Source organism: Listeria cornellensis FSL F6-0969 (genome assembly GCF_000525855.1).
Classification (GTDB): Bacteria; Bacillota; Bacilli; order Lactobacillales; family Listeriaceae; genus Listeria_A; species Listeria_A cornellensis.
In genome coordinates this window covers 42,578-62,187 of sequence record NZ_AODE01000033.1, presented here as the reverse complement: position 1 = coordinate 62,187, position 19,610 = coordinate 42,578, and the positions used below count along the sequence as shown (strand labels likewise).

The window sequence follows — 19,610 nt, the reverse complement described above, 5'->3', positions numbered from 1 at the left end:
TAGAAACTGGGCAATGAGGTAAGGTATATCATTGACGGTTATTTTGGAAGGAGGACATGGCAGACTATGGCTAAAAAAACCGCAAGAAACGAAACCAGAAGATTTGAACCTAGATAAAGCAAAAGAATTATTAATTGAAGATGGCAAGAAGAAGGGGTCTTTAACGTACGCCGAGATCGCTGCCAAACTTGCGCCATTTACTTTAGATAGCGACCAAATGGACGAATTTTTAGAGTTGCTTACAGTATTAACAATTGAGGTTTCTGACGATGAGGAGGAAGATGATCCGAATGAAGCAGAATTAATCAAGGAAGAGACGGCTGAAATTGACTTGAACGATTTGAGCGTGCCTCCAGGTGTTAAAATCAATGATCCTGTGCGTATGTATCTAAAGGAAATCGGTCGTGTAAACTTGCTTTCTGCGGACGAAGAGATTGCCTTAGCGAAGCGCATCGAAAAAGGCGATATCGAGGCGAAAGGACGTTTGGCAGAAGCTAACTTACGTCTTGTTGTCAGCATCGCAAAACGTTACGTTGGTCGTGGTATGTTATTCCTTGATTTGATTCAAGAAGGTAACATGGGATTAATGAAAGCCGTTGAGAAGTTTGATTTTAACAAAGGCTTCAAATTTAGTACGTATGCGACATGGTGGATTCGTCAAGCAATCACCCGTGCCATTGCCGATCAAGCGCGTACGATTCGTATCCCAGTTCACATGGTCGAAACGATTAACAAATTAATCCGCGTGCAGCGTTCATTACTCCAAGATTTAGGACGTGATCCAACACCTGAGGAAATCGGTGAAGAAATGGATTTACCAACAGAAAAAGTTCGTGAAATCCTAAAAATTGCACAAGAACCAGTATCACTTGAAACGCCAATCGGTGAAGAGGATGATTCGCACCTTGGTGATTTTATCGAGGATCAAGAAGCGACATCGCCATCAGATCATGCGGCATACGAATTGCTGAAAGAGCAGTTGGAAGATGTGCTTGATACGCTGACAGACCGTGAAGAAAACGTGCTTCGTTTGCGTTTTGGTCTAGATGATGGACGTACGCGCACTCTTGAAGAGGTTGGACGTGTATTCGGTGTCACTCGGGAGCGTATTCGTCAAATCGAAGCAAAAGCGCTTCGCAAGCTAAGACATCCAAGCCGTAGCAAACAGCTAAAAGATTTCTTAGAATAAAAATTTCAGAGGAGAGTGCGTAACAATCGCGCTCTCTTTTTTACAAAGGATGATTTTTTTGAATGAGCAACAATTATCAGAACGACTAGAAAAAGTAGTATCTTATGTGCCAGCAGGATCACGAATTGCAGATATTGGCAGTGACCATGCTTATTTGCCATGCTATGCGGTTCAAAAAGGTCAAGTAGATTTTGCGATTGCCGGCGAGGTTGTAGAAGGTCCGTTTCAATCCGCGACGAAACAGGTCCAGAGCCTTGATTTAGTCAAGAAAATAGCTGTTCGTAAAGGGGATGGCTTGGCGGTCATTGAGAGAGAAGACGCGATTGAGACAATCGTTATTGCAGGAATGGGCGGGGCGCTTATTCGTTCGATTTTGGAGGCAGATTCTGCGAAATTAGCGGGTGTGAAGCGCTTAGTTTTGCAACCGAACATTGCGGCGCATCAGCTGCGTGAATGGGGCGAAGTCAATCAGTGGGCGCTTGTGGCAGAAACGATTCTGCGCGAGGATAATAAAATCTACGAGATACTAGTTTTGGAACCGAGCGAGAATGCGCTTGTTTATTCAGGTGCAGAACGGTTATTGGGGCCATTTTTAATGCGAGAGAAGTCAGCCGTTTTTCAGGCGAAATGGGGACACGAGTTGAATAATTGGAAGGGAATTCAAGCTAAGATTGATGCTAGCAATGCGAAAAATGCAGCGAAATTGGCGGAATTGGATGCGAAAATAAGGATAATAGAGGATGTGTTACGATGAAAGTTGCAAATGGTTACGAATACATCGCTATTTTAGAGGGTATTGCGCCTAGGAAATACGCGATGGAAGGCGATCCGATTGGGCTTCAAATTGGTGATTTAGCACGTAAAGTCCGCAAAATTATGTTTACGTTGGATGTACTAGAAAATGTGGTAGATGAGGCGATTGAAAAAGGCGTGGACATGATTATCGCGCATCATCCATTGCTTTTTAGACCGCTCAAAAAGATTGACTTCGGGACGCCTGAAGGTAGAATTGTGAAGAAATTGATTAAGCATGATATTATCGTTTACGCGGCGCACACGAACTTAGATATTGCGAATGGCGGGGTGAATGACGCAATAGGTGAATTGCTAGGTCTTGACGACACTGAAATTATTGTTCCTACATATACAGAAACCTATAGCAAAATTGCGGTTTACACGCCTGATTTTGCAGAGGAGAAGATTCGTTTGGCCTTGGTGAACAATGGCGCAGGACGATTTTCGGATCGTTACTCCGAGTGTACTTTTTCGGTGGAAGGGACTGGGCGTTTCTTGCCGCATGATGGCGCGAATCCGACAATTGGGAAACCAGGGGATCTTGAAACGGTGCAGGAAGTGAAGATTGAAGCGATTTTTCCGCATTCTGAAATGGACCGAATCGTGAAAGCGGTGAAATTATCGCATCCTTATGAAGTACCGGTTATTGATATTTATCCAATCGAAAATGTGACGTCAAAAATGGGGTTGGGTCGAATTGGGAATTTGCCGAAAGCGATCGATTTGAAGGCGTTTATTGGTTTTGTGAAGGAGAAACTTTCGATTGAGAATGTGCGAGTTATCGGGGACACGAACCGTGCTGTGCGTAAAGTTGGGATTATCGGTGGGGATGGGAATAAGTTTATCCATGATGTAAAGCGTGCAGGAGCCGATGTTTATATTACTGGTGATATTTATTATCATACTGGTCATGATTTAATGGCGATTGATTTGCCGACGATTGATGCAGGACATTATATCGAGAAAGTGATGAAAGCTAGCCTGTTGAAGCAGTTTGATGAGGCCAGCCAGGTACACGGATATGAAGTGGATTTTATCGTGTCGGAACGAAATACGAATCCATTTACTTTCTACTAAATACGCAAAAAGGATTAGAGCGCATGGACAGGCTCTAATCCTTTTTTCACTTGCCGCCGTTTTTTAAGTGTTCTAAACGAGCAGCGCGTTGTTTTTCGATATTTTTCTTACGGGCACGTGGCAAAATGCTGATTGGATCGACATCATGCTTGCGCTCCCATGTGGTAGAATCTTCTGGGTCATAGGCATCTAGGAAAACGAGCACTTCACGGATGATTTGGGTCGGCGTACTCGCCCCAGCGGTCACAGCCACTTTCTTCGCATCTTTAATCCAATCTAGATTCAGCTCTTCGATATTGGCAATCCGATGTGCAGGGACGCCAGCTTTTTCTTCGGATACTTGCGCTAAACGATTGCTGTTGTTACTTCTAGGATCACCGACAACAATCGTCACGTCTGCACCTTGTGCTTGTTTTGCAACAGCTTCCTGACGAACTTGAGTCGCCATACAAATTTCTTGATGTTGCTCTGCTTGCGGATAGACCGACTGGATATAATCCATCAAATCCATCACGTCCCACTGACTCATCGTCGTTTGATTTGTCACAAAAACTTTCTCATTGGTAAGTGCTAAGGCATCGACATCTGCCATATTTTCAACGAGATGTACGATATCCGGCGCAACACCAACGGCACCTTCTGGCTCTGGATTGGCCTTTTTTGCCGATATAAATGACATGAAAACCTTCATGCTTCTTCTCTAAAATTAAATCGTACGTTCGCGTCACATCTGGACAAGTGGCATCAAGCGTTGTGAGGCCTTTCGCTTTCGCGCGTTCTTTCACGGCCGGCGAAACACCATGTGCTGTAAAAATGACGGTACCGCTATCGATTTGGTCTAAAATAGCTTCCCGATTCGGACCATCAAGCGTGACAATTCCAACATCTTCAAAAGCTTCTGTGACATGTTGATTATGAACGATCATGCCGAGTATATGAATGGGGCGGGGCAGGTTCGGATCGAGTGAAGCATTACGCGCAATCACCATCGCATCCACCACGCCGTAACAATAACCACGAGGGGCAATCTTTATAATTTCCAATGTGAAACCTCCTAAATTTCTCAAGGTGTAGCAATAGCTGGGCAGGACAACAAAAATGCCGACTACTTTTCTATTATAAGCCAGATTTGACAGGGTTTCAACTGGCGGAATTTTGCTAAAGTGAAAAACGGTTAGCTTTTCTTGCTGACCTGACCTAGAAACTATGATATAATAGCGTTTAGGAACAGAACGGAGTGGAAAAATGAACAAAAAAAACAAGGTTTGATCAATTTCATTTTCAACCTTTTATTCAGCTTGCCATTGATAAATTAGGTTTTTATGAACCAACAGAGGTACAACAGAAATTAATTCCGGCGATTATGAAGGGCGAAAGCGTTGTAGGACAATCTCAAACGGGAACTGGGAAGACGCATACTTTCTTACTGCCAATCATCAACAAAATTAGAGCGGACAAAGATAGCGTGCAGGCAGTTATTACAGCACCTAGCCGCGAGCTCGCAACGCAAATTCATAACGAAATCAAAAAACTCATCAAATATAGCGATGACGAAATTCGTTCGTTGCTTGTTATTGGTGGTACGGATAAACAAAGAACCATCGATCGTTTGAAGAAACAGCAGCCTCATATCGTTGTTGGTACGCCGGGTCGGATCAATGATTTGATTCGTGAAACAGCGCTACTGGTTCATACAACGCAGGTTTTTGTTATCGATGAAGCGGACATGACGCTTGATATGGGATTCTTGATGGATGTCGATCAAATTGCGAGCAAAATGCCTGAAAACCTGCAAATGCTTGTTTTCTCGGCGACAATCCCGCAAAAATTAAAACCTTTCTTGAAAAAGTACATGGAAAATCCGCGTTATGAGCATATTCAGCCGCAAGCTCTTGCGAATACAGACGTGAAACATCAGTTGATCGCTCGTCGTAGTAAGGACAAGATGGATATTCTGAAAAACGCGCTTGTAGCTTATCAACCATATTTAGCAGTTGTTTTCACCAATACGAAAGCAATGGCTGATGAAGTGGCGAAAGGCTTGACCGAACGCGGTTTGAAAGTAGCGAAAATTCATGGTGGCGTTGAGGCCCGCGAGCGTAAACGTACAATGAAACAGCTGGAAAACCTAGAATACCAATACGTTGTAGCGACTGACCTAGCTGCACGTGGTATTGATATTCAAGGAATCAGCCATATTATTAACTACGAATTACCAAGCGATCTTGATTTTTATATCCATAGAACGGGTCGTACAGGCCGTGCCGGGCACTCTGGTATCGCGCTAACGATTTATGAGCCATCGGATGAGGATGCACTGAACCAACTGGAAAAAATGAACATCGAATTCAAGCATGTCGATCTTAAGAATGGTGAATTTGTGGATGCGGATGACCGTAACCGTCGTCAAAAGCGGGAAGCGAAGCGCGAAGCAGCGGATCCACGCGAAATCGGTATGCGTAAAAAAAGCCAAAGAAAAAGGCAAACCAAACTACAAAAAGAAACTCAACTACAAAATGAATGAAATTAAACGTCGCGAAAGAAAAATGAACAAACGCGGGAGGTAACTAGCATGTTAAGATTAGGCTCACATGTTTCGATGAGCGGCAAAGATATGATGCTTGCCGCAAGTCAGGAAGCAGCATCTTATGGATCGAATACGTTCATGATCTACACAGGCGCGCCACAAAATACACGGCGTAAACCGATTGAAGACTTGAACATTGAAGCGGGACTTGCGCATATGAAAGAGCATGACATCACGGATATCGTGGTGCATGCGCCTTACATTATTAATATTGGGAACGCCGTGAAACCAGAAACATTTGAAATCGGCGTCACTTTTTTGCAATCGGAAGTGGCACGTACAGCGGCTCTTGGCGCGAAACAAATCGTTCTTCATCCTGGCGCGCATGTTGGTGAAGGTGCAGAAACGGGAATCAAGCAAATTATTAAAGGCTTGAATGAATCGTTGAAACCAGATCAAAATGTGCAAGTAGCGCTCGAAACGATGGCTGGAAAAGGTACAGAGATTGGCCGAACATTTGAAGAAATCGCCGCGATTATGGATGGTGTGACGCATAATGAGTTGCTTTCTGTAACGTTTGATACGTGTCACGTGCATGATGCTGGTTATGATATTGTGAACGATTTTGATGGTGTTCTGAATCAGTTTGATAAAATTATTGGTTTGGATCGCTTGAAAGTGTTACATATCAATGATAGTAAGAATGAACGTGGGGCGCATAAAGATCGTCATGCGAATATTGGTTTTGGTCATATTGGCTTTGACGCGCTGAATTATATCGTGCATCATCCGCAGCTGGACGACATTTCTAAGATTCTGGAAACGCCGTATGTTGGGGAAGATAAGAAGAATAAGAAAGCGCCATACAAGCATGAAATTGCGATGCTTCGTAGTCAAACATTCGATCCAGATCTTTTGACAAAAATCATAGCAGCCGAATAAGGCGCTAATAAAGGAGATAAAAACATGACAAAATCACTCGTTTTTGGACATAAAAACCCGGATACAGATACGATTTGTTCTGCGATTGCGTATGCAGAATTAAAGAAAGCGCAAAGGCAAGACATCGAAGCGGTTCGTCTTGGCGAAATCAACAGCGAGACGGCTTTCGTCCTTGATTATTTTAAGATAGAAGCGCCGCGCCTTGTTGAAACGGTTGCGAATGAAGTAAAAACGGTTAGCTTAGTAGATCATAATGAAAAACAACAAAGCGTAGCTGATATTGCTGATGTTACCGTTGTAGAAGTCATCGATCACCATCGTATCGCTAATTTTGAAACGGCAGATCCTTTGTATTACCGCGCGGAACCAGTTGGTTGTACGGCGACAATCCTTTTCAAAATGTTCCAGGAAAAAGGCATCGAAATTTCGAAAACAACGGCGGGTCTTATGCTTTCGGCGATTATTTCCGATACTTTGTTGTACCAATCACCAACATGTACACCAGAGGATAAAGAAATCGCTGAGAAATTAGCGGCTATCGCGGGAGTTGAAACAGCTACATACGGCTTGGAAATGCTAAAAGCTGGCGCAGATGTGACGACTAAAACGGTGCCTGAACTATTGCTGGACGCCAAAGAATTTGAAATGGGCGGTTCAAAAGTAGAAATCGCGCAGATCAATGTTGTCGATGAAAAAGACGTGTTGATTCGCCAAACAGAAGTGGAAGCAGAGATGAGCAAACGGATTGCTGATAAAGGTCTTGATTTGTATTTATTCGTCATCACCAATATTTTGACGAATGATTCTGTAGCCATTGCGCTTGGTAGCAAAACGGATAAAGTCGAAGCGGCATACGGTGTTGTTTTTGCGGCGAATGTAGCACCGCTAGCTGGTGTTGTATCGCGTAAGAAGCAAGTCGTGCCAATTTTGACAGAGATTTTTGCGAAATAATAACGGAAGGAGAAGCAGCTTCGTGTGTAGGCTGTTTCTTTTTCTACCATGAGGAGCGATTGATTTGGAGATACATCGTTTGGATACCCTATCGTTAAAGGAACAAGTGGCATTGTGGAATGAGGCGTTTGGAGATTATCTCGTACCGGCTGTTATGACGGAGGCGAGTTTCACCGCACGGATGGAGAAATTGCAACAATCCCCACACGAGTCGCTTATCGCAAAAGTCGAAGGAGAGGCTGCGGCGATTATATTAACGGGAACGCGCGATTTCAAAAATACGAGAATGGCGTGGATCGGTGGGCTCGCAGTTGTGCCGAGATTTAGAAAAATGGGCGTATCGCGTCAACTTTTGGAGCGGCTTTTTGTGGGTTACCGAGAGCAGGGAGTGGCTGAGTCGCGTTTAGAGGTGATTTCGGAGAATGTTCCTGCGCTGGGACTCTATCAAAAGCTAGGCTACACCGAAATAAACGAATTGATTTATCTCACTGGGAACTTGCAGGATTACGAGGTTGTCGGTTATCAGTTAAAAGAAGTAAGCGATCCGAACGATTACATAGCGCTGGAAGAGGATGCGTTACCATGGCAAAATAGGATTGCAGCACATCATAAAATCGCGACTATTTGGCGGAAGGAGAAGCAATTAGGCTATATTGTGTATGGGGCTTCGGATGATAATTTGATTCTTTTGCAAGTGAGACTAGATAACGCGCCAGAGCAGATTTTAGACTTATTACAGGCTTTTTATGACACATATGGCGGCATTTCCTGCGCGGTATTTAATGAAGTCGTGACAAGTGAATATATCCCTGTTTTACTGGATAAAGGCTTCGAAAAAATAGCAACACAAATCCAAATGCGTAAAATAATCTAGCAAAATGCGTTTTCCACTCGGAAAAACGCACTTTTAACACCTAGGTTCTCCGACGAATCGGAATGAAGCTTGCCAAGAACAATACAATTGCCAAAATCAGTGCTGTGTACGAAACGAAGGCGTTCCAATCCAGCACGCGAACGTAGATGCCGACGAACGCCCAGACGAAGACAAGTGGCGCGATCCAATCATTTTCGCGGACTCGGAAAGTATAAGCGATAAGCGTCGCAATAATGAGTAGCGCAATCGTCCAAGCAACCTCACCAAGCCCCTAAAAAAGCTGGTGATTTCCTTCCAAGTGATGTAGTAACAAATATTCGCGATAGTTGCCACGCTGACCCAGCCTAAATAGAGACTGATTGGTGCCCTCCAAACGAGCGATTTTGTCACGATTTGTTGTGCTTTATACAGTGTGATGAGTCCGACTAACAGTAATAGCATGACAATAACCGATCCTAAAAAATAACCATAATGCCAGCAAACAATCCATAAACCATTCAATAAAGACGTGATGGAAAATGAAAAGGCGAGTGCTGTCGTCACATTTTTTCGGTTGAAAGTCAGCGCGATAAGCATAGGAATAAACTGATATAAATAACGCCCCAAATAACAAATACATACCCTGCCGGTGTAAATAAGACATCGAGTCGATTGGAAATTTCGCCAGTATTGAGGCCATTCAGCGGCAAAATATTAGCGAGTGCATTGATGCCAACCATGATCACAAAGCACAGATACATCCAGATTAGTTTCATTTCAAGCACCTCCATATTTGTGCTTTCCCTTTATCGTGGTTCATTAATCATCTGATAAACGAATAAAAATGATAAATAAGAGTCATTACGATTTACAGGTTCGGCTTTTTTATGTATACTAGAATGAAGTAGTGATTTTTAAGTATAAAAGGAGTTTTTTCAAGGTATGGATGAGATATTAAAGGTAGCGAACATTTCCTACCATTACGATAAAGAAGAAGTGCTCCAGAGAATCAACTTATCAATCAAAAAAGGGAGTTTCACCGGGATTATCGGGCCCAATGGTTCTGGGAAATCGACCTTGCTGAAACTGATCTTAGGGCTTCTAAAAACACAACAAGGAGAGATTACGTTGTTTGGAAAGCCGCACGCAGACTTTAAGGATTGGTCTAAAATTGGCTTTGTATCGCAAAAATCCAATGCGTTTAACGGTGCTTTTCCGGCGACGGTGAAGGAAGTTGTGTCTAGCGGTTTGGTGAAGAAGAAAGGAATGTTTCGTCGGTTGAATCGCCATGATTTTGAAGCGGTCTATGAGGCGCTAGACATTGTGGATATGAGACGGTTTGCGGGGCGGAATATCGGCGAGCTTTCTGGTGGGCAGCAGCAACGTGTTTTTATCGCCCGCGCGCTTGTGAGTAAACCGGAAGTACTGATTTTGGACGAGCCGACAGTCGGTATTGATGCGCAGAATGTGGCGTCTTTTTACGAGTTGTTGAAAGAGCTGAATGCGAAAGAGGATATTACGATGTTGCTTGTGACGCATGATATTTTAGCGGTGAATTCGTATGTGGATCATATTGTCAGCATGAATACGAAGGTGCTTTTTGACGGGACGGCCGTTGATTATCAGTTGTACTTAGAGGAACGAGAACTTGAGGCGCTTGAGGCGAGTCGGATTGGGGTGACACATTGTGATTGCGAACCTGTTTGAATACGATTTTATCCGAAATACGTTTATCGTCGGCATCGTGATCGGGATTGTGGCACCGCTTTTGGGAAGTTTTATCGTGGTTCGGCGGCTTTCCTTGATGGCGGATGCGCTAAGTCATGTCAGTTTGGCGGGCATCGCGGTGAGCCTTTATTTAAGCAAGATGTATTTACCACTCGTGGCGCTGAATCCGCTGTATCTTGGCTTCGGTTTTGCAGTCGGTGGTTCTCTATTGATGGAGAAACTACGCAATGTGTATAAGCAATTCCAAGAACTGGCGATACCGATTATTATGTCGGCGGGGATGGGATTCAGTGTTATTTTTATATCGCTTGCAAATGGATTTAATACGGACCTTTTCAGCTACTTATTCGGAAGTGTCAGCGCTGTGAGTACATCGGATATGTGGACGATTTTGGCGACTGCGTTTATCGTATTACTCACTGTATTTTTCTTGTATAAAGAACTATTTTTGCTATCGTTTGACGAAGAGTACGCGAATGCCTCAGGAATTCCTGCAAAAGTGGTTGATGTGATTTTCATGTTGTTAGTAGCGCTCGTGATTGCGTCCAGTATGCGCATTGTTGGGATTCTACTAGTGTCGTCTCTTATGACGTTGCCCGTAGCAGCCGCAATTCGTATCGCTAACGGCTTTAAACAGACCATTGCTTATGCGATTCTGTTCGGGGAAATATCGGTGATAGGCGGCCTTGTGAGTGCTTTTTACCTCGACCTAGCTCCAGGTGGTTCGATTGTTATTATCTCTGTCTTGATTCTCGTTATAACGATTAGTGTTCAAAAAAATTAAACAAAAACTGGCGATAGCCGAAAGAAGTGATTCGAATGTCTCTAACAGCTAATGAAGCATTGCAGTTAATGAAGCGAAAAGGCTACAAACATACGGATAAGCGCGAATTTCTAATTAACCTGTTTGCACGAAAAAATCGTTATATGACGGCAAAAGAAGTTTTGGAGTGCATGAAAGAGGATTTTCCAGGAATTAGTTTTGATACAATTTACCGTAATTTGTCTTTATTTGTGGAATTGGATTTATTTGAGGAAACCGAGTTGTCGAGCGAGAAACATTTCCGGTTATCGTGTGCGCATGAAGAACATCATCACCATTTTATTTGTATGGAATGTGGGAAAACGCGCGAAATTCGGATGTGCCCGATGGATTTCTTGGAAGAAGCATTGCCGGGTTATCAGGTCGAAGGTCACAAGTTTGAAGTGTATGGAAAATGTCCAGATTGTCTCGCAAAAGTTGGATGAAAACACGAAAACGCGCCCCCATCAACGGGAACGCGTTTTTTTTCTTGGTTACAAAATTAGTACCATTTATTTGTCCAAACTGATAACCAATCGAATCGACTAACTCGGAAATCGTGTTGACCTGCTGGATATTGGCGAGCTCACACACGATATCAGCCGCAACGATGGAATCTTCCAACGCGTGGTGATGTTCAAATGTGATGCCAAAATAATCGGCAACAAGGTTCAACTTATGCGAACGTAATGGCAATATTTTTTGCGATAATACGCAGGAACAGAAATAGAGATTTGCGGGTAATGGCAGATCGTATTTCTCCGTTGTAGCGCGGAAAACATTGATATCAAACGTTGCAAAATGGGCCGCGACTGGTAAATCGCCGATAAAGTTAATAATACTTGGATAGACTTCCAACCAATTCGGCGATTCCCACACGTCTTCTGGATAAATGCCGTGGACGCGAATATTGGAAGGGTAGAAATCTTCTTCAGGATTGATTAATTGATAGTATTCGGAATGCTTTTCGCCGTTCAGATATTTGACCATTCCAATCGAACAAGGACTCGTCCGCGAACCATTGGCAGTTTCAAAATCAAGAACGACATAGTTTAAATCTCTCATCTTGTCTTCACTCCTTCTCATCCATCATACCTCTAAGAATTTGACTTGCGCAAGGATTTTGGTTTGATATAAAGGCCAAGGTCGCGCCGTTCTTTTCGCAATGCTTTGGACAGCGAGAGCATCATCAAAAGCATAATAAACGAAAACGGTAGGGCGACGATGATTAGCATATTTTGCAAGCCTTCTAAACCACCACTGAAAAGTAGAATCGAAGCAATGAGCGACTGAATAATGCCCCAAATAAATTTGACACGATTCGCAGGGTTCATCACGCCGTTCATCGTTTGCATACCAAGCACATACGTGGCCGAGTCAGCAGATGTAATGAAAAATACGCCAATCAAGAAAATCGCGATGACAGAAAGTAGCGATCCCAGCGGCATGTGGTTGAAAGTACCAAACAGGACTTCTTCGGTTTTCAGTTGCGTTAAGTCAAAGCCAGCGCGTTGAACGGACGTAGATGCTGTTCCAAAAACAGCGAACCAGACAATACTAAGTAGCGTCGGCAACAGGATAACACCAGCTAAAAATTCACGGATTCGGCGACCTTTGGAAACACGCGCGATAAAAATACCGACAAACGGTGACCAAGAAATAAACCAAGCCCAGTAGAAAATAGTCCAGCTATTAATCCACTCACGACCCGCCGCATCAACCGGTGAAGTCCGGAAGCTCATACCGATAAAATTTTGCATATAAGCGCCGGTAGCGTCGGTCATCATATTTAGCGTCAACAAGGTCGGGCCAACGACAATAACGATAATCATCAGAAGGACGGCCAACACCATATTCGTGTTGCTGAGCCACTTCATACCGCGACCAAGCCCACTCATGGCAGAAGTCAAAAACAGGACGGTAACGATGGCAATAATGATAATCTGAACTTTAAAACTAACGGGAATGTCAAATAAGAAGGACAAACCGCCATTGATTTGCGTCGCACCAAAGCCAAGCGTTGTCGCAACACCGACAATCGTCGCGAATACGGCAATAACATCAATCGTCACGCGGACGGAAGGCTTCATCCATTTTCCAAGAAGCGGGTCAAGCGTTGCGCTAATAAGTCCTGGCTTGTCATGTCTAAATTGGAAGTAGGCAAGCGTCAGCCCAACGAAAGCGTAGATCGCCCAAGCATGAATTCCCCAATGGAAAAAGGAAAAACGGAGCGCGTCCATTAACGCTTGATTTGTTCCAGGTGCAGCTTCAGGACTCGAAATCGCATAATGAGATAACGGCTCCGTCGCGCCCCAGAATACGAGCCCAACGCCCATTCCAGCGCTGAACAGCATACCGAACCAAGAAATAGTTGAATATTTTGGTTTTTCTCCCGCTTTACCGAGTTTGATCGATCCAATCGGACTAAAAATCAAGTAAAAGCAGAAAATCACGATGACTGAAACGAAAATTAAGTAGTACCAGCCAAATGTTGTTGTAATAAAATTTTGAATGTTCGCGGTTACGCTAGCTAGACCTTTTGGCGTTAGCATGCCGATTGTAACGAAGACAAGCGTGATGGCCAGCGTGATCCAAAATACATTTGTAATTTTGTGCGAAGTTTCCTTTTTTGTTCCCATAATTCCTCACTTTCATTGCTAGATAAGTTTCTGTGTAGAATCTAGCAAATAAACAAGAATGAAACGGTGAAATAGCTCCATTCGGGTTTGTATATTAGTTGACCTTAACTATGGTAACAAAGATTGGCGGTGAAAGCAAATGAGCTACAATAGGCTAGCATTCGATGTTTGAATTATCAGATATAGGATAAAGTTACATAATGGTATAACACGCATCTATTAGGCAGTATCTGGAGGGGAAAAGCATGAAGAAAGAAAACAGCTTTCTGGTAGGATTCATTATTGTCGTTGTTTTAATCTCTTTTAAAATTTGGATAAAATTCACTTTTGAGTTACAGTTATTCTGTTTGATTTTATTGGTCGCTGCATCGTGGACATTGAAATACTTTATTTTCAAAAAGCTGAAATCAGGTAGGAAATAGAATAAAAGAAAAAACGTCGATGCGCAACAATTGGCATCGACGTTTTTTTTGGATTATTTTGCAGCTTCGGCTTCTTCCGCTGCTTTTTTAGCGAAATATTCCTCAGCTAGAATATCGATTTCTTTCTTCAGTTCTTCCACCATTGTTTCTTCGGGAACTTTACGAACGATTTTACCGTGACGGAAGAGAAGTCCTTCACCACGAGCACCGGCGATTCCGATATCGGCTTCACGAGCTTCACCAGGACCGTTTACGGCGCAACCAAGCACGGCAACTTTTAACGGCGCTTTGATTGTGGAAATGTATTCTTCTACTTCATTCGCGATGCTGATTAGGTCGATTTCGATACGACCACATGTTGGACACGAGATAAGTGTCGCAGCATTGGATGAAAGACCGAATGATTTCAACACCTCACGCGCTACTTTAATTTCCTCTACAGGATCGGCAGAAAGGGAAACACGAAGCGTATTTCCGATGCCCTTGCTAAGAATCGCACCAAGACCGACGGCACTTTTGATACCTCCGGCGAACTGTGTACCTGATTCTGTGATTCCTAAATGTAGCGGATAATCGAACGCTTTAGAAGCTAAATCGTAGGCTTCGATTGCCAAGTTCACATCGGATGCTTTAAGGGATACGATGATATCATGGAAATCGAGGTCTTCTAGAATTTTGATATGATCTAGCGCACTTTCTACCATACCTTCTGCCGTAGGATAGCCGTATTTCTCGATGAATTTCTTCTCGAGACTACCAGCGTTGACCCCGATACGAATCGGAATTCCTTTTGCTTTTGCCGCGTTCACGACTTTAACAACACGATCACGACGGCCGATATTACCGGGATTAATCCGGATTTTATCGACACCAGCCTCGATTGCTTTTAAAGCTAAGCGATAATCGAAATGAATATCAGCTACGAGTGGAATCGAAATTCTGCTTTTTATTTCTGCAAGGGCATCCGCCGCGCGCTCATCAGGGACGGCGACACGAACAATTTGGCACCCAGCTTCTTCGAGACGATGGATTTCAGCAACCGTTGCCTCTACATCATGCGTTTTCGTTGTGGCCATACTCTGGATAAATAACTCATTACTACCGCCTATGGTCAAATTACCAACCTTTACGGGCCGGGTATTTGATCTATGTGTTCTTTCTGTCAAAGCGATTCGCTCCTTATAATCCTTACGTGCAGGATTTGTTATTATTAATGCATTACTAATCATACCACTATTCGTGTGAAAAATCATCCATCTTGTTTATTAGAAATTGGTGAGAAAACGGCATTGTGTCACTGTTATAAGAATTTGAAAAGGCTAAAAAAGGAAGTTTTAACACCAATTATTGTACACCATATCAAATGGAAAGACTATATCCAGTCGCATAAATATTGCGCAAGATACAGTCTTTTCCGATTGAATTATTTGATAGGTTGTTTTTGATCTGTAGGTGGAATTTGCCGAATCACTAGGAAAATAATGAAGAAGCTGACGGCCATGTTGATGGTGGAAAGGTAAGGAACCGCGATTTGGAACCAGTACATAATCATCGTGAACACAGCTGCGAGCGTCATACTGTATGCCGCGATATTCCAGTTGTTGAAATAGCTGATTCCCATGCGACCAAACCCGCTCATAATATATCCAAATAGGGCATAGAGCGCGACTTTGAAGAAGGAAACAAGAATCATCGCGATTAAAATGATACCGAGTAAAATCGGGATAAAGTATTTTGACAAGTCTTCCATTGACTGGTAGAAACTCACCAAATCATCTTTGGATTTAATTCCCGCAGTCGCATAGCTTACCGATTGATCCACACCAGGCGCTTTAATATAAATTTTATCCGATAAAAAAGCGATGGCGCTGTCCGCAGAACCGAGTTGATTATCGACTTGGTCTGTGGTCAGGCTATCCGTCGAATCGAAGACGAAAAAGACGCTACCTTGGTCGATGGTGATTGGTTTGTCAGCATCAGAAACGAGTTTTCCATCTTCCACGGTGAAATCAGGAATATCATTTTTAATCGTATCTGCGCCAACTTTCATGGCATCATTTGCGGCAGTCGCTGTGTGGTAGCCGATTGGTAAAAAAATCAGAATCGAAATGAGAATTATGTAAAGAATCGATTTCCATATTTTATCCGCTCGAAATGTTGCGATATCCTCTGGGGAGTAGATACTTTTTTGCAAAACGTTTGAAAATATTCATTTGGTTGTGATGCACCTCATTCTTGGTTTATTTATATAGTAGAAAACGTAAATCTTAGTTGGGATTTGCTTTCTTTATAATAGCTTGAAATTGGCAGGATTGCAAGGGTAGGAAAAGATGCGGTTAGTAGTTACGTCAGCCGTGTCACCTCCTATGAAAAAAGGATGTTGCTTTTTAGAGCCCGCTCAGCTTTCAAGTAAGCATTTAAATTGCAACGCTCCCTTTCTAGTGATAACCTTATAGACGTAGGGAAAATTCGCGGGTCGCGTTATCCCTGAGTTTTTTTCAAATAAAGATATATCAAGGAGGAGTTTTTATTATGACATATGAATTACCTAAATTAGCTTACACATACGATGCTTTGGAGCCGAATTTTGATAAAGAAACAATGGAGATTCACTATTCGAAACATCATCAAACGTACGTAACGAAATTAAATGATGCATTAAAAGGACATGACGATTTAGCTGCTAAATCTATCGAGGACTTGGTTGCTGATTTAAATAGTGTTCCTGAAAACATCCGTACTGCTGTTCGTAACAACGGCGGCGGACATGCGAACCACACATTTTTCTGGGAAATTCTTAGCCCACAAGGTGGCGGCGAACCATCTGGCGCTTTAGCAGATGCAATCAACGCAACTTTTGGTAGCTTCGATGAATTCAAAACGAAATTCGCTGATTCAGGCGTTGCACGTTTCGGTTCTGGTTGGGCGTGGCTAGTAGTGAAAGATGGCAAATTGTCTATCATCTCTACTCCAAATCAAGATTCACCGTTAACAGAAGGCTACACACCAGTTATCGGTCTTGACGTTTGGGAGCACGCATACTACTTGAAATTCCAAAACTTACGTCCAAAATACATCGAAACTTTCTGGAACGTAGTAGACTGGAACAAAGCTGGCGAGAACTTCGACGCAGCAAAATAAATTTGAACTTGTCTATAATCTAAATAAATTGGCGACAAGCGCTCGCATTCAAGGAATTTTGCGGACTTCCGGTTCTCATGTACAAGTCGTACACTCCGCTTCCGGCTTCCACCAAATTCCCCGAATACAAACGCTTTCGCTCAATTTGTTTAAAGCATAATCTTCGTCTTACCCAATGATGGGCTAGGCGTTTTTTTTGCGTGCTTAGAGTATTGTCTTATACTATTTCTGCATGGAATTACAAATCTAAAGATGCCTTTAACTTTTCTTAATGATTTTCTCATCAAACTCTAGTGGTAATCTCGCCAAAATTCAGATACAATAGAAGTAGATGAGTGCTGAAAAAGGAAGGATTGTGACACGTGAAAAATAGATTTATCAAGAAGACCGACAAACCGAAGAAGAAAAGGCAAGTGATTCCACTGCGCTTGAACATCCTATTTTTCGTGATTTTTATATTATTCTCGGCCTTGATTTTGCGCTAGGTGTGGTTCAAATCGTTCAAGGGGAAACGTATAAGCGTCAATTGGAGGAAACGGATGATGTCAGTGTAACGAAAAACGTGCCACGTGGTGTTATTTACGACCGGAATTATAACCTGTTAGTGGGGAATTCTGCGGTGAAATCAATCACATATACGCGTAGTCAGAAAACGCAGGCAACAGACATGATTGCTGTGGCGAAGAAATTGGATAAATTGGTCGCGATTACGCCGGAGAAATTGACGGAGCGTGATTTGCAAGATTATTGGATTTTGACACATCAGAAAGAATCCATCGCACGTCTTAGCAAGGCTGACCAAACTTTGGACGGCGGAAAAGTATACAAGAAACAAATTGCAGGCGTGACGAAAGATGATTTGGCTAGCTTGACCGATGAAGACAAGCGTATCGCGACGATTTACAAAAAGATGACGGCAGGTTATGCGTTGTCGCAAGTAGCGCTTAAGAGTAAAGGCGTGACGGATGAGGAAATCGCGAAGGTAAGTGAGAATTTAGAAAGCTTGCCAGGCGTTGATACGACAACAGACTGGAATCGTTTTTATACGTATGACGAAACATTGCGTTCGATTTTAGGCAGTGTATCAACGGAGAAACAAGGGATTCCGAGTGACAAAGTGGATTATTACTTAGCACAAGGCTACAGCCGGAATGACCGCGTTGGCCGGAGTTATTTAGAAGCGCAGTATGAATCTGTATTAGCCGGACAGAAATCGAAGTCGAATAGTGTTCTGGATAGTAGCGGGAATATTATTGAGACGGTTGAGAAATATGAAGGTTCTAAAGGTAAGGATTTAGTCTTGTCTGTGGATGTTGAGTTGCAGAAGAAGATTGAAGAGATATTGAAGAAGAATATGCAGATTGGTAAGGCTGCTGGAAGTTCTGATTTGTTTGACCGAGCGTTTGCGGTAGCGATGGATCCTTATACTGGGCAAGTATTGGCATTATCTGGGCTGCTGATTAATGATAAGGGTGAGTATGAAGATTATTCACTTGGCAACTTTACCTCAGCTTACAATATGGGATCTGCTGTAAAAGGTGCGACTGTATTAGGTGGAATAATGGACGGAGCTATTACGGAGGATACGGTTTTTGTAGATAAGCCAATTGTATTTAAGGGCACGGATAAAAAAAAGTTCATGGTTTAACCGTAACGGTGAACGCTCATTGTCACTGGATCCTATTGGAGCTTTGGAAATATCATCTAATTCCTACATGTACCAGACATCGATGAAGATGGCTGGGGCAAAATATGTTTACAATGGTCCATTCCGAGCTTCACCAGAAACGTTTGACAAAATGAGATATTATTATAATCAGTTTGGATTAGGAGTTAAGACCGGTATTGACCTTCCAGGAGAACAAGTGGGCTTTAAGGGTGATGACAAGACGATGGGTAAAATTCTCGATTTTTCTATTGGTCAGTATGACTCATATACACCATTACAATTAGCTCAATATGGAGCAACAATTGCAAATGGAGGTTCTCGAGTTGAGCCAACGATGTTAAAAGAAATTCGTGATCCAAGTACAAATGGAGATACTGTTGGAAAGGTAGCAACAGAAATCGAACCAAAAATCTTAAATCAAGTTGGTGCCCCAACGTCAGCGATTAAAGAGGTTCAAAAAGGTTTTTATGAAGTTACTCATGGCGGAAATGGTACGGGTAATAAATATTTTAAAGATGTTCCCGTTGAAGTTGCGGGTAAAACAGGTACAGCTCAAGCCTTTTATGATGGCCCTAAAAAAGGAAATGCAATGGCTGGCGTTTGGAATACAACATTTGTTGGTTACGCCCCAGCTGAGAAACCAGAGATTTCAATCGCTGTTGTAGTTCCCTGGGGATACAGAGATAATGGAAGTACAGATCCTAAGGTTAACATGAAAATTTCTGAGGAAATATTTGAAGCTTACTATGATTTGAAAAAGGCAAGAGCAGAAGCTGGTAAAGATTCTTCAAAAGTGGATCAACCAATTAATAATAAAGCAGCTGCGGCAGCTGCGCAATCTAAATTAAATGATTAATAACTTGTCAAACATAAAT

Annotated in this window: 13 protein-coding genes and 6 pseudogenes; 12 read left to right on the top strand and 7 right to left on the bottom strand. The window is 42.7% G+C overall.

Annotated features, from left to right (window positions below; genetic code table 11):
• Positions 1-43 precede the first annotated feature (43 nt).
• Genes rpoD through PCORN_RS13555 form a run of 3 tightly spaced genes read left to right on the top strand, consistent with a single transcriptional unit; the run spans position 44 to position 3,061 of the window.
• Positions 44-1,189, top strand: coding sequence for an RNA polymerase sigma factor RpoD (gene rpoD, locus PCORN_RS13565; RefSeq protein WP_036081720.1), 1,146 nt, complete (start codon positions 44-46; stop codon positions 1,187-1,189).
• A 58-nt stretch (positions 1,190-1,247) separates the two neighbouring features.
• The gene (locus tag PCORN_RS13560; RefSeq protein ID WP_036081719.1) at positions 1,248-1,943 is read left to right on the top strand and encodes a tRNA (adenine(22)-N(1))-methyltransferase; all 696 of its coding nucleotides are present in this window, start codon (positions 1,248-1,250) and stop codon (positions 1,941-1,943) included.
• Positions 1,940-3,061, top strand: coding sequence for a Nif3-like dinuclear metal center hexameric protein (locus tag PCORN_RS13555; protein WP_036081657.1), 1,122 nt, complete (start codon positions 1,940-1,942; stop codon positions 3,059-3,061). Before PCORN_RS13560 ends, PCORN_RS13555 begins: the two co-directional genes overlap by 4 nt.
• A gap of 46 nt (positions 3,062-3,107) precedes the next feature.
• On the opposite strand, the pseudogene PCORN_RS13550 reads toward PCORN_RS13555, so the two are convergent.
• Positions 3,108-4,104: pseudogene (locus tag PCORN_RS13550) on the bottom strand (4-hydroxy-3-methylbut-2-enyl diphosphate reductase).
• Between the two features lie 248 nt (positions 4,105-4,352).
• On the opposite strand from PCORN_RS13550, the pseudogene PCORN_RS13545 reads away from it, so the two are divergent.
• From PCORN_RS13545 to PCORN_RS13530, 4 genes and pseudogenes are all read left to right on the top strand, one after another.
• Positions 4,353-5,628, top strand: a pseudogene (locus PCORN_RS13545) (DEAD/DEAH box helicase).
• Positions 5,629-5,633: 5 nt separating this feature from the next.
• Complete coding sequence (locus PCORN_RS13540) at positions 5,634-6,530, top strand: deoxyribonuclease IV (protein ID WP_036081655.1); 897 nt, start codon at positions 5,634-5,636, stop codon at positions 6,528-6,530.
• A 24-nt stretch (positions 6,531-6,554) separates the two neighbouring features.
• The gene (locus tag PCORN_RS13535) at positions 6,555-7,481 is read left to right on the top strand and encodes a manganese-dependent inorganic pyrophosphatase (protein WP_036081653.1); all 927 of its coding nucleotides are present in this window, start codon (positions 6,555-6,557) and stop codon (positions 7,479-7,481) included.
• Between the two features lie 79 nt (positions 7,482-7,560).
• Positions 7,561-8,355, top strand: coding sequence for a GNAT family N-acetyltransferase (locus PCORN_RS13530; RefSeq protein WP_159102600.1), 795 nt, complete (start codon positions 7,561-7,563; stop codon positions 8,353-8,355).
• A gap of 96 nt (positions 8,356-8,451) precedes the next feature.
• On the opposite strand, the gene PCORN_RS13525 is transcribed toward PCORN_RS13530, so the two are convergent.
• A complete protein-coding gene (locus tag PCORN_RS13525; protein WP_241433195.1) occupies positions 8,452-8,961 on the bottom strand; it encodes a hypothetical protein in 510 nt (169 codons plus the stop codon).
• The gene (locus tag PCORN_RS20490) at positions 8,916-9,110 is read right to left on the bottom strand and encodes a hypothetical protein (protein WP_241433194.1); all 195 of its coding nucleotides are present in this window, start codon (positions 9,108-9,110) and stop codon (positions 8,916-8,918) included. The genes PCORN_RS13525 and PCORN_RS20490 overlap by 46 nt, the downstream gene beginning before the upstream one ends.
• 166 nt (positions 9,111-9,276) lie before the next feature.
• Between PCORN_RS20490 and PCORN_RS13520 the strand changes: the two genes are divergently transcribed.
• The 3 genes and pseudogenes from PCORN_RS13520 (at position 9,277) to PCORN_RS18650 (ending at position 11,310) form a co-directional block, all read left to right on the top strand.
• A complete protein-coding gene (locus PCORN_RS13520; protein WP_036081649.1) occupies positions 9,277-10,041 on the top strand; it encodes a metal ABC transporter ATP-binding protein in 765 nt (254 codons plus the stop codon).
• Positions 10,022-10,898: pseudogene (locus PCORN_RS13515) on the top strand (metal ABC transporter permease). The gene PCORN_RS13520 and the pseudogene PCORN_RS13515 overlap by 20 nt, the downstream one beginning before the upstream one ends.
• Positions 10,882-11,310: a Fur family transcriptional regulator gene (locus PCORN_RS18650; protein WP_036094139.1), complete on the top strand. Its 429-nt coding sequence runs from the start codon at positions 10,882-10,884 to the stop codon at positions 11,308-11,310. Before PCORN_RS13515 ends, PCORN_RS18650 begins: the two are co-directional and overlap by 17 nt.
• Before the next feature lie 160 nt (positions 11,311-11,470).
• Here PCORN_RS18650 and PCORN_RS13510 read toward each other — a convergent pair.
• The 4 genes and pseudogenes from PCORN_RS13510 to PCORN_RS13495 all read right to left on the bottom strand — a co-directional run.
• Positions 11,471-11,929: pseudogene (locus PCORN_RS13510) on the bottom strand (3'-5' exonuclease); the annotation flags it as partial.
• Between the two features lie 32 nt (positions 11,930-11,961).
• Positions 11,962-13,503, bottom strand: a complete 1,542-nt coding sequence (locus PCORN_RS13505; RefSeq protein ID WP_036081645.1) for a glycine betaine uptake BCCT transporter — start codon at positions 13,501-13,503, stop codon at positions 11,962-11,964.
• A gap of 475 nt (positions 13,504-13,978) precedes the next feature.
• Entirely contained in the window at positions 13,979-15,091 is a 1,113-nt protein-coding gene (gene ispG / locus PCORN_RS13500; protein ID WP_036081643.1) for a flavodoxin-dependent (E)-4-hydroxy-3-methylbut-2-enyl-diphosphate synthase, read from the bottom strand.
• A gap of 257 nt (positions 15,092-15,348) precedes the next feature.
• A pseudogene (locus tag PCORN_RS13495) lies at positions 15,349-16,138 on the bottom strand (DUF1189 domain-containing protein).
• A gap of 319 nt (positions 16,139-16,457) precedes the next feature.
• Between PCORN_RS13495 and PCORN_RS13490 the strand changes: the two are divergent.
• Together PCORN_RS13490 and PCORN_RS13485 are read left to right on the top strand one after the other, a co-directional pair.
• Positions 16,458-17,066, top strand: a complete 609-nt coding sequence (locus PCORN_RS13490; protein WP_036081641.1) for a superoxide dismutase — start codon at positions 16,458-16,460, stop codon at positions 17,064-17,066.
• 362 nt (positions 17,067-17,428) lie between these two features.
• A pseudogene (locus tag PCORN_RS13485) lies at positions 17,429-19,591 on the top strand (peptidoglycan D,D-transpeptidase FtsI family protein).
• Positions 19,592-19,610: the final 19 nt, after the last annotated feature.